General features: G+C 53.6%; 13 protein-coding genes. 11 read left to right on the forward strand and 2 right to left on the reverse strand.

Annotated features, from left to right (window positions below):
* Positions 1–286: 286 nt before the first annotated feature.
* The 4 genes from CPT76_RS07690 to corA all read left to right on the forward strand — a co-directional run bounded on the left by CPT76_RS07690 (position 287) and on the right by corA (position 4,156).
* Complete coding sequence (locus tag CPT76_RS07690) at positions 287–1,129, forward strand: DUF3048 domain-containing protein (RefSeq protein WP_483870039.1); 843 nt, start codon at positions 287–289, stop codon at positions 1,127–1,129.
* Between the two features lie 229 nt (positions 1,130–1,358).
* Complete coding sequence (locus tag CPT76_RS07695; RefSeq protein WP_076176785.1) at positions 1,359–1,973, forward strand: DUF47 domain-containing protein; 615 nt, start codon at positions 1,359–1,361, stop codon at positions 1,971–1,973.
* A 16-nt stretch (positions 1,974–1,989) separates the two neighbouring features.
* Positions 1,990–2,979, forward strand: coding sequence for an inorganic phosphate transporter (locus CPT76_RS07700; RefSeq protein ID WP_105442488.1), 990 nt, complete (start codon positions 1,990–1,992; stop codon positions 2,977–2,979).
* Between the two features lie 217 nt (positions 2,980–3,196).
* Entirely contained in the window at positions 3,197–4,156 is a 960-nt protein-coding gene (corA, locus tag CPT76_RS07705; protein WP_105442489.1) for a magnesium/cobalt transporter CorA, read from the forward strand.
* A 425-nt stretch (positions 4,157–4,581) separates the two neighbouring features.
* On the opposite strand, the gene CPT76_RS07710 is transcribed toward corA, so the two are convergent.
* Positions 4,582–5,175: a hypothetical protein gene (locus CPT76_RS07710; RefSeq protein WP_105442490.1), complete on the reverse strand. Its 594-nt coding sequence runs from the start codon at positions 5,173–5,175 to the stop codon at positions 4,582–4,584.
* Between the two features lie 238 nt (positions 5,176–5,413).
* Here CPT76_RS07710 and CPT76_RS07715 point away from each other — a divergent pair, with 238 nt between their 5' ends.
* From CPT76_RS07715 to rlmD, 5 genes are all read left to right on the forward strand, one after another.
* Positions 5,414–5,650 (forward strand): hypothetical protein, encoded by a 237-nt coding sequence (locus CPT76_RS07715; RefSeq protein ID WP_105442491.1) that lies wholly within the window; start codon positions 5,414–5,416, stop codon positions 5,648–5,650.
* 646 nt (positions 5,651–6,296) lie between these two features.
* Positions 6,297–6,587 carry a YerC/YecD family TrpR-related protein gene (locus CPT76_RS07720; protein ID WP_076176780.1) on the forward strand — a complete coding sequence of 97 codons (291 nt, stop codon included), beginning with the start codon at positions 6,297–6,299 and terminating at the stop codon, positions 6,585–6,587.
* A 1-nt stretch (position 6,588) separates the two neighbouring features.
* Positions 6,589–7,368, forward strand: coding sequence for a sirohydrochlorin chelatase (locus tag CPT76_RS07725; RefSeq protein WP_105442492.1), 780 nt, complete (start codon positions 6,589–6,591; stop codon positions 7,366–7,368).
* Positions 7,369–7,416: 48 nt separating this feature from the next.
* Positions 7,417–8,283: a diacylglycerol kinase gene (locus CPT76_RS07730; protein WP_105442493.1), complete on the forward strand. Its 867-nt coding sequence runs from the start codon at positions 7,417–7,419 to the stop codon at positions 8,281–8,283.
* Positions 8,284–8,597: 314 nt separating this feature from the next.
* Entirely contained in the window at positions 8,598–10,121 is a 1,524-nt protein-coding gene (rlmD, locus tag CPT76_RS07735; protein WP_105442494.1) for a 23S rRNA (uracil(1939)-C(5))-methyltransferase RlmD, read from the forward strand.
* Positions 10,122–10,294: 173 nt separating this feature from the next.
* Here the strand turns inward: rlmD and CPT76_RS07740 are convergent, their stop codons facing one another.
* Complete coding sequence (locus tag CPT76_RS07740) at positions 10,295–11,170, reverse strand: GNAT family N-acetyltransferase (RefSeq protein WP_105442495.1); 876 nt, start codon at positions 11,168–11,170, stop codon at positions 10,295–10,297.
* A gap of 292 nt (positions 11,171–11,462) precedes the next feature.
* Between CPT76_RS07740 and CPT76_RS07745 the strand changes: the two genes are divergently transcribed.
* A complete protein-coding gene (locus tag CPT76_RS07745) occupies positions 11,463–12,041 on the forward strand; it encodes a TetR/AcrR family transcriptional regulator (protein ID WP_105442496.1) in 579 nt (192 codons plus the stop codon).
* A gap of 417 nt (positions 12,042–12,458) precedes the next feature.
* Positions 12,459–12,644, forward strand: a 186-nt coding sequence (locus CPT76_RS38275; RefSeq protein ID WP_219845391.1) for a hypothetical protein, incomplete at its 3' end; no start/stop codon positions are given.

Genomic DNA, 12,644 nt, shown 5'->3' on the forward strand with positions numbered 1-12,644 from the left:
AAGGGATGAATCCATGCGAATGAACGATACGTGGAGTACAGGCTGGAGGAGGCTGGCAGGCACACTGCTGTGCCTGACGCTGAGCGGTGCGCTCTTGGCCGCCTGCACCGNGAAAGCGGCGGAGGCGCCGCAGCGCCCCCGCCGGGAGCAGCAGCCGGCGCAGGACGAGCCGGCGCCCGAGGAGGCCGCCCCGCCGGAAGCGGCGGAGCAGGAGCCGGCGGCCTATACGGCGCCGCTGACCGGTCTGCCGGTGGAGCAGCCGGCAGACAAGAGGCCGCTGGCGGTGATGATCAACAACGCGCCGGCGGCACGGCCGCAGTCGGGCCTGAGCCAGGCTGACATCGTCTATGAAGTGCTGGCTGAGGGCGGCATCACGCGGTTGATCGGCATCTTCCAGAGCCGGGGCGCCGAGGAGACGATCGGGCCGATCCGCAGCATCCGCCCGTATCTGATCGATCTGGGCGAGAGCTACGGCGGCGTGCTGGTGCACGCCGGGGGCAGCAACGACGCCTACGCGATCATCCAGCGCCAGCACAAGGAGGACCTGGACGAGATCAGCAACGCCGGGCCGTACTTCTGGCGCGACAAGAGCCGCAAGGCGCCGCACAATCTGTACTCCAATGCGGACAAGCTGCGCGAGGGAGCGGACAAGCGCGGATACGCGGAGCATGTGGAGCTGAAGTCGTATCCTTTTCACGATCCGGCGGACGACAGCGTTCCCGAGGGTGAGGACGCTGCGGGCGTCGACGTGACCTTTTTGCTCCAGAGCTATAAAGTTTCCTATAAATATGATACCGCCACCAAGCTCTATCAGCGCTTCATTAACGGCAAACCGCATATCGACCTGAACAACAACGAGCAGCTGACCGCGGCGAACGTCATCGTGCTGGGTGCCGACCAGAAGGTGCTGGACGATGTGGGCCGGCTGGACATCGATGTATCTTCCGGCGGGAAGGCCGTGCTGCTGCAGCGGGGCAAGGTGCTGGAGGGCAAGTGGGTGCGCGCCAAAGGGGATGTCATCCGCTTTGTAAAAGACGGCCAAGAGGTGCCGCTCTACCCGGGAACCACGTATTTTAACATCGTGCCGAATGCGCCATCTTTCGACAGCCATCTTCAGCTTCTCAAATGACGGAAAAATAGGGGAAAGATGGCGAATCCTTGCGGGAATTGTCACTCCACCGGATATTTTGGCAGGGAATGGGTAAGTTTAATATATAAATTCGGCAGCGAGTTTACATTGCATTAAAATTGAAAGCCGCTTATCTTTACAAACCGTAGGACGGATTGATAAGATAACAAGGGTTGTCATTCTCATGTTTTTGCGGTGTTTATGCAAACTTATGTAAAGGGGTTATCGTATGAGATTGAAGAAAAAGGACATATTTTTCCAAACCCTGGAGAATATGGCCGATACGATTGTGCAGGCTGCCGATTATTTCGCCCAGCATGTGGACAATCTGCAAGATGTGCTTGTTTTTGCCAACGAAATGAAGAGATTCGAGTCGCAATGTGACGATTACACGCACACGATTATTACAGAACTCAACAAGACATTCATTACGCCCATCGAACGTGACGACATCATGGACCTGACAACCACCATGGATGATGTGATGGACGGGCTGGAGGCCTGCGCTTCCCGTTTCGACATGTACCATCTCCCGGATCCGGATGAGTATATCGTGCAATTCGCGGAAATTCTCCGTCAGTCGGCTTATGAAATTCAGAAAGCGATCCACCTGCTGTCCCAGAAGAAGCTGCTGGCCATGCGTGAATATACGATCCGCCTGAACGACCTGGAGAACCAGGGCGACGAGCTGCTTCGTATTTGTATTAAAGAGCTGTTTGCGAAAGTGACCGATCCGATCGAGCTGATCAAGCGCAAGGAAATTTACGAACGCCTTGAGACGACCACCGACGCTTGCGAAGACGTGGCCAACATGCTGGAATCGATCATTATGAGCAACTCGTAAGGGGTTTTGGAGACACATGGAGACATCATTATTTGTACTTACCATAGTCATCATTCTGGCACTGGCGTTTGACTTTATCAACGGTTTCCACGATACGGCGAACGCGATTGCCACGTCCGTATCTACGCGGGCGCTGAAGCCGCGGACGGCGATCCTTCTGGCGGCGGTCATGAACTTTGTCGGCGCGATTATGTTTACGGGCGTCGCGAAGAAAATCGGCGGTAGTGTCACCGACCCCTCGACGCTGAATAACGGGCTCGAAGTCGTCATAGCCACGCTGCTGGCGGCGATCATTTGGAACCTGGTCACCTGGTGGCTCGGCATTCCGTCCTCCTCGTCACACGCACTCATCGGTGCGCTGGCCGGAGCGGTTTACGTCGGAGCAGGCGCAAGCCATATCAAGTGGAGCGGCTTTACGGAAATTGTGGAAGGCTTGCTGTTATCCCCTCTGATCGCATTTGTGATCGGCTATATCGTCATGACGATTCTGAAGTGGATCTTTGCCAAACGCAGCCCGCATACGGTCAATAAAGGCTTCCGGTTTATGCAGATCATTACGGCGGCGCTGCAGTCGTTTACGCACGGCACAAACGATGCACAGAAGGCGATGGGGATCATCACCCTGGCGCTGGTGACATCGGGCCGGTTGGAGACGCTCGAAGTTCCGCTCTGGGTTAAAATCGCTGCGGCGACCTCCATGGCGCTCGGCACGTCCATCGGCGGCTGGAAAATTATCAAGACGATGGGCACGAAAATTTTCAAAATCGAGCCGATCAACGGCTTTGCGGCAGACTTCTCGTCCGCTTCCGTCATTTTCTCGGCAACGCTCCTGCACCTGCCAGTCAGTACGACGCACGCAATTACGTCCGCTATTCTCGGCGTGGGCAGCGCGAAGCGCTTTTCCGAAGTGAAATGGTCGCTGGCCGGAAGAATCGTCATCACCTGGTTCATTACCATTCCGATTTCAGCGGTGCTGGCGGGCATTATCTTTAAAATCTTTTTCTAATCTTGGTTAATCTCATATATAGATGTACACATTTGGAGTAGAGTGGGGGCCAATCGTCAAAGGGTTGGCTTTTTTGTTGCGCAAAAACATCACCGGCGTGACTTCATTCGAACGGATGCTGTACAATACTAAGATAGATCAGAACATACATATGGAGTGCTCCGCTTCTGCCGGAGCCGCAACATAAGCCGCTAGAGGGGAGCTTCGCTGAACGCCGATGATACGCACGCTTGCCATTACCCATACCCATGAAGTGCTGACGGGAATTTCGCTGGAAGAAGCCCGGATGGAGGACTATGCCTGGATGTGGGTGGATTTCAACGGTCCGACCGAAGAAGAATCCGCCCTTTTACATACGTATTTTCATTTTCACCCGCTGGCGGTCGAGGACTGCATGCATGTGCTGCAGCGGCCGAAGCTGGATATGTACGAGGATCTGCAGTTCTTCGTTCTGCATGCGCTCGATCCCGATACCCTCGGGGTGGATGAGGTGGACCTCTTCCTCGGGCACGATCTGCTCGTGTCCTTTCATCTCAAAGAGCTGCCGGTCGTCGACGACGCCTGGAATCAGATCCTCCAGCATGCGCATGACCGCAAAATCTGGGCGCGCGGCCCGGTATCCTGTGCCTATACGATAATGGACCACCTGGTGGACCGCTATTTTCCGAGTTTGTACAAAATCGAGGATGAGCTGGCCGACCTGGAGAACCGCGGCGGCAAAGAGTCGGTCGAGGAGCTGATGAACCAGGTGTTCGACCTGCGCGGCCGGCTGCTGAAGCTGCGGCGGACGATCGTGCCGATGCGCGATCTGCTGTACCGGGTCGTCAACTCCCAGCATGTCCAGAACAACAGCGAGCACAAAGTGTATTTTGCCGATATTTACGACCATCTGCTCAAGCTGACCGACATGATCGAGGCCGACCGCGAAATGACCGCCGACCTGCGCGACAGCTACATCTCGCTCAACTCCAACCGGGCGAACGCCATCATGAAGACACTGACGGTCATTACCGTCATCTTCATGCCGCTGACACTCATCGCCGGCATCTATGGCATGAACTTCGTCAATATGCCCGAGCTTAACTGGAAGTACGGCTACCCCGCCGTCATGCTGCTCATGTTCGTGCTTGGGGCGGGCATGGTGCTGTGGTTCACGAAGCGCGGATGGTTCAAATAGGGGTAAGGGCTGTAAAGGAGTGCGTCAGGCTAAGAGGAGGTTAAAGAAGAACGGAATGCCTCATGCCAAAAGAAAGTTATAGTGGGAACGGGATGGGTTATGCCAATTGAATGTTAAAGTAGAACGGAATGCATCATGCCAAGACAACGTATGGTAGAACGGAATGCGCCAGGCCAAGCACGGAAGTGGAGAGACTTCTGCGCTGGGACCTGGCGCTTGTATGTTCTTTGGGTATGATATGGTGGCGAAGAGGGAATCATCGTTATTCTTTCGGTAAAATGGGCGACATGAGGGTATCGATACTGTGAATGATGAGTACGATAGGGCATGAGGTACGATATGGCACCGGTTCATGACACCGGCTCATCGCACCAATGAAGGCTTCGTTCGACGCTTAAGCGGAAATGTTGGTGGATTTTTTGGCGTCAGCTGCGCTTCTTCTTGGATGTTTTTTTCGACGAGCTCTTCTTCGACGACGATTTTTTCTTGGAAGACGATTTCTTGGACTTCTTTCTCCGGCGCGGTCTGTACTCGCCATCATTGCTGCTGTTGGTTTTCCCTTTACCGAGACCCGCGAACAGCTTAAACATCGGGGCGATCTGCTGCATACCGGTCATCACCTTCTGGAATTTGCCGACGGAGTTCACGATGCCGTCGATGCCGCCCACCCGGTCGATCAGTCCCTTGAGGTCGCCGAGCTGGGCGAGGGAGAAGCCGGTTTTGGCGGTTTCGGCTGCTGCAGCGACCGGTGCGGCGGCTGCGGCTGCGGCGGCCGCGGGAGCAGCAGAGGCGGCTGCGGACACTGGCGGGATGATCTCCGCCGTACCTGCCAACCCTTCAGGTCCGTAATAAGGAGCAAACCCGGGAGCGCCGCCGGGTAATCCGCCGGGTGCTCCAAAGTCCGGATAGCCTTGAATGCCGGGATATGGGGACTGTGGATATGGGGAGGCAAATTCGTTCAGCGAGCGGTGGTCAGCTTTGGGCTTTGCCTTTGACTTATGGTAGTAATGCTCAGGCATGGTATCACTTTCCTTTTTGGAATGATTTACTATACTGTATGTGCTGGGCAAACATAATGTATGGACGTTAGCCCGGTAGACAGGGATAGGAGCGGAAACGGGCGGACGCCCAGGCGGCGTAGAAGCAGCGGATGAAACGGTCGGTATCGTTTGGAATGCGGCTTATTTTTGCTTGACCCTGACACTAATGTCACGGTTTATAATGAGCTCATCCCAAACAGAAAAGGAAGATGCCGTGATGGATATTTCGTCCCAAGAAGAACACATGATTCAGGCGCTGCGTGAGGTGGCATTACCTCCACTATTTGTGCTCATCCGGATTCGGAACGATATTTTAAATGACACGGTCAATATCGAAGAAGGCCGGAGAAATGAGATCGTAAACACGTTGGAACGATACATCGCCCCGCTCTGGGAGGATTATCATAAGGAGAAGAACGCACAAGCCAATGATGGAGCTTCGAATCCGGAATGAATGGGCACGACACAGAGAAGGAGCTTCGGGTTTGGAATGAATGGGCACGACATAGAGAAGGAGCTTTGAATCCGGAATGAATGGGCACGACATAGAGAGGGACCATGGAGACCGGAATGAATGAACAGCAACATTGCAGCGACGTGCCATGCCGCCATATCGGGCGGTTTTTTTTTGCACAAAAGTCGGCATTCAAGGATCCCAGACCTCTTACCCTACAAGATTCAGCGGAGGCCCGGTTGGTGCGTGTGCGGAAGATCGGGAGAAGGAATATCGCTAACTTGTGATCACAACCCGGAGTCCAATGCCGGGAATTGGAAATGATCCACAAAACATGTACAAGCCCGTCTGGATGATGTATAATTTAAGCGCTTTCAAGTGGAAGGTGGTGTTCTATGCATTTTAACCGTGGAAGGGCATCGGGGACCGGGCGGCGGATCCATGTCGCTTTATTTGGCCTGCTGCCATGCAACTCTTCAGTGCGTGAATCCGTTAACGCTTGAAAAGTTCATACCGGCTCGGTACAATGGGAGTACATAGAGGACTATCATTTGAACACGGATTGACCGATATTAATTGTGGAAAGACCCTGTGACGGGAGCAAAATCCTGAATAGGCAATAGTTACAATAGGGGATGATATTTCAGTGCAGCTGAAGAAACTTAATGATAAAAGCATCGACCAACTATTTGAAGCCATTTTAACTCTTAAAGATGTAGAGGAATGCTACGTATTTTTCGACGATCTGTGTACTGTCAACGAGATCCAATCCCTCTCCCAGCGTCTGGAAGTGGCGCGCATGCTCGGCAAGGGCAGCACGTACAATCAGATCGAGGCGGAGACGGGAGCCAGCACGGCCACCATTTCACGGGTGAAGCGCTGTTTGAATTATGGCAACGAAGGGTATAAAATGACGTTAGAGCGTCTCGGGCGTTAATATGCGCAAACCGGGGGTACTTGTTATCAGTCACGGCTCCAGGGAATCCTCCTGGGTCCAGCTGGTTGACGATGCCGTTGGGCAACTGCCGCTGCGGGGAGAACTCCCTGTGGCGGCTTCGTTCTTGGAGATCGTGGAAGGCCGCTTGATTCAGGACGGGATCGATGATCTGGAGCGTCAGGGCGTAACGGATATACTGGTAATTCCGCTGTTTGTCTCTTCGGGCAGCACCCATGTGAATGAAATCGCATATGCGCTTGGCGTCATTGACGCCCCGGCCATCGACACGGACCTGGAGCCATTTCGCATTCGGGCGAATATTCTGTACGGAGAGCCGATCGACAACGATCCGGACGTGGCCCGCATGGTGTGGGATAAAATGAAGACGGAATCGAAGAACCCCGACGAGGAGGTTCTTATTCTTGTTGGTCACGGCAGCAGCCACGACGGCTTCCGCCAGCGCTGGGAGGAAGGCCTCTCGCGCCTGGCGGAGAGCGCCCGGGCGATCGGCGGCCTGGCCGCGGCGGACTATGCCCTGCTTCGGCCCGACAGCGTGCGGGCGAAGGTGGAATACTGGCAGAAGGAACGCGGAATGCAGGTGATTGCAGCTCCGCTGTTTTTGAGTGACGGCTATTTCACCCGGACGGTGATTCCGCAGCGGCTGGACGGGTTAAATTACCGGTATTCAGGTGAAGCGCTGCTGCCGCACCCGCTGCTGACCCATTGGATGGAGCGGCAGATCCGGAGCTGGCTTGCGCGTGATGCTGATGCGTCATTGTAAGGAACAGGCGCTTATTCGGAAATTATCAACTTATTAGGTGGCGTATGTATGAAAAGAGCACGTTTGATTTATAATCCCACCTCAGGCCGGGAGGAAATGCGCCGGCGTCTGCCGGACATTCTGCACCGGCTCGATCAGGGCGGCATCGAGGCTTCCTGCCATGCCACAATGGGCGAAGGGGACGCCACGAAGGCGGCCATCGACGCCGTGGAGCGGGGGTACGACATGATTATCGCGGCCGGCGGGGACGGCACGCTGTACGAGGTCGTCAACGGCATGGCGGAGCGGGATAACCTGCCGCCGCTCGGCGTGTTCCCGGTCGGAACGACAAACGATTTTGCACGGGGGCTGGGCATTCCGAGGAACTGGGAAGACTACTGCGATCTGGTCATCCGCCAGCAGACCCGGCCGATCGACGTGGGCAAGGCGAATGACCGGTATTTCATCAACATCGCGGGCGGAGGCACGCTCACAGAGCTGACGTACGACGTGCCCAGCCGGCTGAAGACGATGATCGGCCAGCTCGCTTATTATATTAAAGGCGTGGAGAAGATGGTCAGCCTGTCTCCGCAGGAGCTGATCATCAATGCCGAGGGCCAGGAGACGATCCATGACGAGTTCATGATCTTCCTGATCACGAACACGAACTCCGTCGGCGGCTTCGAGAAGCTCGCGCCGGGCGCGCGGATCGACGACGGCCTGCTCGACGTGATCGCCCTCAAGAAATGCAATCTAGCGGAATTCGTGCGGCTGGTCAGCCTCGCGCTGCGCGGCGAGCATTTCAACGACAAGAAGGTCGTCTACTTCCGCACGAAATCGATGGAAGTGACGTCCCCGGGCAAGGTGCTGCTGAACCTGGACGGGGAGCTTGGCGGAACGCTGCCGGGGCAGTTTTCGGTGCTACAACAGGGATAGGAACAGGATGGTTCGTCCGGCCGCAGGGAAGCTGGGCAGGCGGTGGATCATCGCAGGAGAGTTAAGGTGTCGGCATGCGGCTCATCCACTAGGGATGGGGGCAGGGCATCTTGACTTTTTTTGTGCGCTTTTCTGTTATAATGGGAAGGATGCGGGAAGAAATGAAGCCAGAGGTTGTGGGGCTTAAGACCCGCGGGATAAATCATAGATCAGTATCATTCCTCAACTTAACTTTGATGAATATAAGTGGACAGGCCGCCGTGCATCGGGGCTATCCCTTTCAAAATATACTCGAAAGAAGTGACTCAAGCAGCATGAACAAGCGACACAGCCGCCGGAATCCCGGCCGCCGCAGCACGCCTGCAGCGATTGCCGGCCTGCCGGTAGCGAAAAACGATGAGGCCGTCATCGACATCATCGGCATGAACCATGACGGAGAAGGAGTAGGCCGCGCCGAAGGCTATACCCTGTTCGTCGCGGGCGCCCTTCCCGGCGAGAAGGTCCGCGTGAAGGTGCTCAAGACCAAGAAGCAGTACGGCTACGCCAAGCTGCTCGACATCGTGCAGGCGAGCCCCGACCGGATCGCGGCGCCCTGCCCGATCTATGACCAGTGCGGCGGCTGCCAGCTGCAGCACATGGACTACGCCGCACAGCTCGCGTGGAAGCGCCAGCTGGTCGTGGACAACCTGACGCGCATCGGCAAGCTGCAGGTGCTCGGCGAGCCCGGGCTGCGCGGGCCGCAGGGAGCGGAAGGCGCGGATGCTGCTGCGCCGGCGTCCGCTGCCGCAGCGGGCGGTGCTGCGCAGCAGGGCATCCAGGTTCATGCCACGCTGGGCATGAACGAGCCGTGGCGCTACCGCAACAAGGCCCAGGTGCCGATCGGCGTCACCGAAGGCGGCCTGGTGGGCGGCTTCTACGCCCGCGGCAGCCACCGCATCATCGACATGGAGACCTGCCTCATTCAGCACGAGCACAACGATGAGGTCGTTGCCCGCGTGAAGGCCATCGGGCGGAAGCTCGGCATCACGGCGTACGACGAAGAAACCGGCAAAGGCCTGCTTCGTCATGTCGTGGTGAAAGTCGCCTTCCGCACCGGTGAGATGATGATCGTTCTGGTCACGAATGGGGACAAGATACCGAATGCGGATGAGTGGATCTCGGAGATCCGCGAGCAGCTGCCGTCGGTGGTCAGCATCTGCCAAAACGTGAACACGAAGCAGACGAACGTTATTTTCGGAGACGTGACCCGCGTGCTGTGGGGCAGTGAGGTCATTTATGATTATATCGGCGACGTGAAATTCGCCATCTCGGCGCGGTCGTTCTATCAGGTGAACCCGGCACAGACCGAGGTGCTGTACGGGAAGACGGTTGAGTATGCGCAGCTGACCGGGAAGGAAACGGTCTTCGATGCATACTGCGGCATCGGGACGATTTCGCTATTCCTAGCCCAGCATGCGGGCAAGGTGTACGGCGTCGAGATCGTGCCGGAGGCGATTGAGGATGCGCGCCGCAACGCGGAACTGAACGGAATGAGCAACGTCACGTTCGAGGTCGGAGCGTCCGAAGATGTCATTCCTGCCTGGAAGGAGCAGGGTATCGAAGCGGACGTCATCGTCGTCGACCCGCCGCGCAAGGGCTGCGATCCGAAGCTGCTGGAGACGATTTTGGAGATGAAGCCGGAGCGCGTGGTGTATGTGAGCTGTAATCCTTCCACACTGGCGCGGGATTTGCGGGTGCTGGAGGACGGTGGGTACAAGACCGTGGAAGTGACGCCGGTGGATATGTTCCCGCATACCGTTCACGTAGAATCGGTGGCTTGGCTGGTGAGGAAAGACTAATAGTTGAGGTGTAATAGCCTATACAGCAACGAAGCGGGGATAGTCCCGCTTCTTTTTTGTTGTTCATAAGTTCAATCATCCGCGTTAGCTTATATACAGGACAGTGGCAGAAGGAAGGTTACGAGATAAGTTTCTAATCGGAGTTTAAATGACAAGAAATCTCCGATCTAGCATTAAGCTATTGATGTAATTGGGTGTTTTACGTGCACAGGATAGAAGTTTTCACCATTTGTTCTTACAAATAAACCACCATGAGATATATCACTTTTGATATCGATATCTTTATAATCTGGAGTGAAATGGAAAGTTATTGTTTCAGTACCGCTACCTGCAATCTTAGTCAAAATATCTTGAATTTTAACTTCCCCTATGTTGATTATATCGAAGATGTCCATGTGATTGTTTTCTTTTTTATAAATAGCAATCGCGTCCTCGTTTTCCAAGTAATAAATATCATTATTAAAAACGTTCAGGCAATAATACATTAAAATTCCTTGAGTGTGATCAGTCCCAAAACGTTGAGAAATGGGCAATCTTTCTGATGCAAATTTGTGAATAAGACGTAAATCATCCGTTTGACTTACATTTAGTTTTCTAATGCCCGTATGCTCAAATTGGCTTGGTGTAAAGTCCATTGAAAATAGATGCTCTTCTACTGCTTTAAATCCAAACTTGGGATAAAAATCAAGAACCGTATGATTAGCAAAGAGATACATGAAGTCATACTTATTCTCATATTCCTCTAAAACCTTGTTCATTAAACTTGCAGATAATCCTCTTCTTCGATATTCAGGATGTGTCATAACTGTTCCGATTTGTATAGCTTTTTTCTTCTCGCCATTAATAATTAACTCAAGAATGTTTACTGATACATTTGCAATAATCTTCTCTCCATCAACAAATGAAAAAGGAATGTATCGTTCGCTCCAAAACCCTTGTTGATACCAATTTTCAAAACTTAGACCAAAAGTGTTGGTAGCAAGTTCGAAAAAACTCTTTCTAAGTGGTTCATTGTTTTTATAATCCTTCGTAAATATAAATTCCTGCATTGTATTCTCCCCCTTAATCCTCAAAAGTGACTGTCTGTATATTAATGGTATTATCACGTATTTACTAGGTAGAATATGATTATATTCAACAATTCTGCTCATAAGTAAGTTAACTGGCATATCACCAAATATTATTCAGCAAAAATTACAAGTCCCTCTGTTTAACTCCCCTTTTTGTTATCTTGCCTGTAATGGGGGACTATCCTGTCAATTTACTTATTCTGGAATTCAGCTTCCGCAAACCACGACGATGCCATTTGACAAACTACCTACCAGAAGGTAGAATGACAATATGAACAATTTATCTAACACCTATGACGAAATCCTGGCTTGTGCGCGTTCTCTGATCATCGCTGGCGGCTACAACGGCTTCAGTTATGCTGACATCGCTGATGTGGTTGGGATTCGTAAGGCGAGCATCCATCACCATTTCCCAAGTAAGGTCGATCTGGTCCGAACGCTGGTTGCACGGTATCGGAAAGAAGCCGAAGAGGGGATGGCGAATCTCGAGCATCAGGTATCCGATCCGTTCGAACTGCTTCGGTTCTACACTGGCTATTGGGAAGCCTGCATCATGGACGACAGCGCTCCGTTTTGTGTCTGCGCGCTGTTGGCAAGCCAGCTCCCCGTCCTGCCTGAGGAAGTTGGCCTAGAGGTCCGGGCGCATTTCCGCTCCCTGTCGGCTTGGTTGACATCCGTGCTGGAGCGCGGCGCACGGCAAGGGGAGCTTCAACTGATGGGTACCCCTCATGATGAGGCCGAAGCGTTTATGGCGACGGTTCACGGCGCGATGCTCTCGGCGCGTGCCTATGGCGATCCGAAGATATTCGGCGTCGTGACAAGCTCGCTTTTGGAGCGATTCTCTTCGTGATGAAAGCCGCGATGGCGATGGTTTGTAGTCATGATCTAGAAGAAAAGAGGTGAACCCTTTAGCTTTACCCGTCTTGAGAGCAGGCTATGTTCTAATGAGGATCAGCCCGCTATATTACGAACGAATCGCATTTCATTCGCCAAGTGCAGATACGAGGCATGCCGTCTACATATCGTCAGTCTACAGTGAGAACGGCGTATTCGATTTGCGCTGAATGATTGCTAAACGGCTCCTGCTGCCCGTTGATGGATCAGACATACATCCAGAACTGCTGAGTATGGGAAATCGGTTGAGGCCGGTCCCGTCGAGTGGTCCGAGCGTGGTGTCTTTTCATGATGGGCACGGGGGGACTTTAAAGCAGCTGGCGGAGTCTTGTCTTTTTAACCTACCTATTAGTAGGTAGCGAATAACGACCAAATGAATTTTTTATCAGAAATGCTGTCAGCCGCTAGTATCGGCTCGCGACAAGACAGAACAAATCAACCCTGTCCTTATGGACTGGAAGGAGACAATTATGTTTGGAATTTCATCACTCGGCTGGGTGCATACACTCAGCAGCTTGCCCGCCATTCCGCTGGCTATCTATATGTTTGCTCGCTACGG

The organism is Paenibacillus sp. AR247 (assembly GCF_002968895.1).
Lineage (GTDB): Bacteria > Bacillota > Bacilli > Paenibacillales > Paenibacillaceae > Paenibacillus_AQ > Paenibacillus_AQ favisporus.

Coding starts and splice junctions, on each gene's coding strand:
- CPT76_RS07690 (WP_483870039.1), top strand. CDS start 287: ATGATCAACAACGCGCCGGCGGCACGGCCGCAGTCGGGCCTGAGCCAG.
- corA (WP_105442489.1), top strand. CDS start 3,197: ATGATACGCACGCTTGCCATTACCCATACCCATGAAGTGCTGACGGGA.
- CPT76_RS07730 (WP_105442493.1), top strand. CDS start 7,417: ATGAAAAGAGCACGTTTGATTTATAATCCCACCTCAGGCCGGGAGGAA.
- CPT76_RS07715 (WP_105442491.1), top strand. CDS start 5,414: ATGGATATTTCGTCCCAAGAAGAACACATGATTCAGGCGCTGCGTGAG.
- rlmD (WP_105442494.1), top strand. CDS start 8,598: ATGAACAAGCGACACAGCCGCCGGAATCCCGGCCGCCGCAGCACGCCT.
- CPT76_RS07700 (WP_105442488.1), top strand. CDS start 1,990: ATGGAGACATCATTATTTGTACTTACCATAGTCATCATTCTGGCACTG.
- CPT76_RS07695 (WP_076176785.1), top strand. CDS start 1,359: ATGAGATTGAAGAAAAAGGACATATTTTTCCAAACCCTGGAGAATATG.
- CPT76_RS07710 (WP_105442490.1), bottom strand. CDS start 5,175: ATGCCTGAGCATTACTACCATAAGTCAAAGGCAAAGCCCAAAGCTGAC.
- CPT76_RS07740 (WP_105442495.1), bottom strand. CDS start 11,170: ATGCAGGAATTTATATTTACGAAGGATTATAAAAACAATGAACCACTT.
- CPT76_RS07725 (WP_105442492.1), top strand. CDS start 6,589: ATGCGCAAACCGGGGGTACTTGTTATCAGTCACGGCTCCAGGGAATCC.
- CPT76_RS07745 (WP_105442496.1), top strand. CDS start 11,463: ATGAACAATTTATCTAACACCTATGACGAAATCCTGGCTTGTGCGCGT.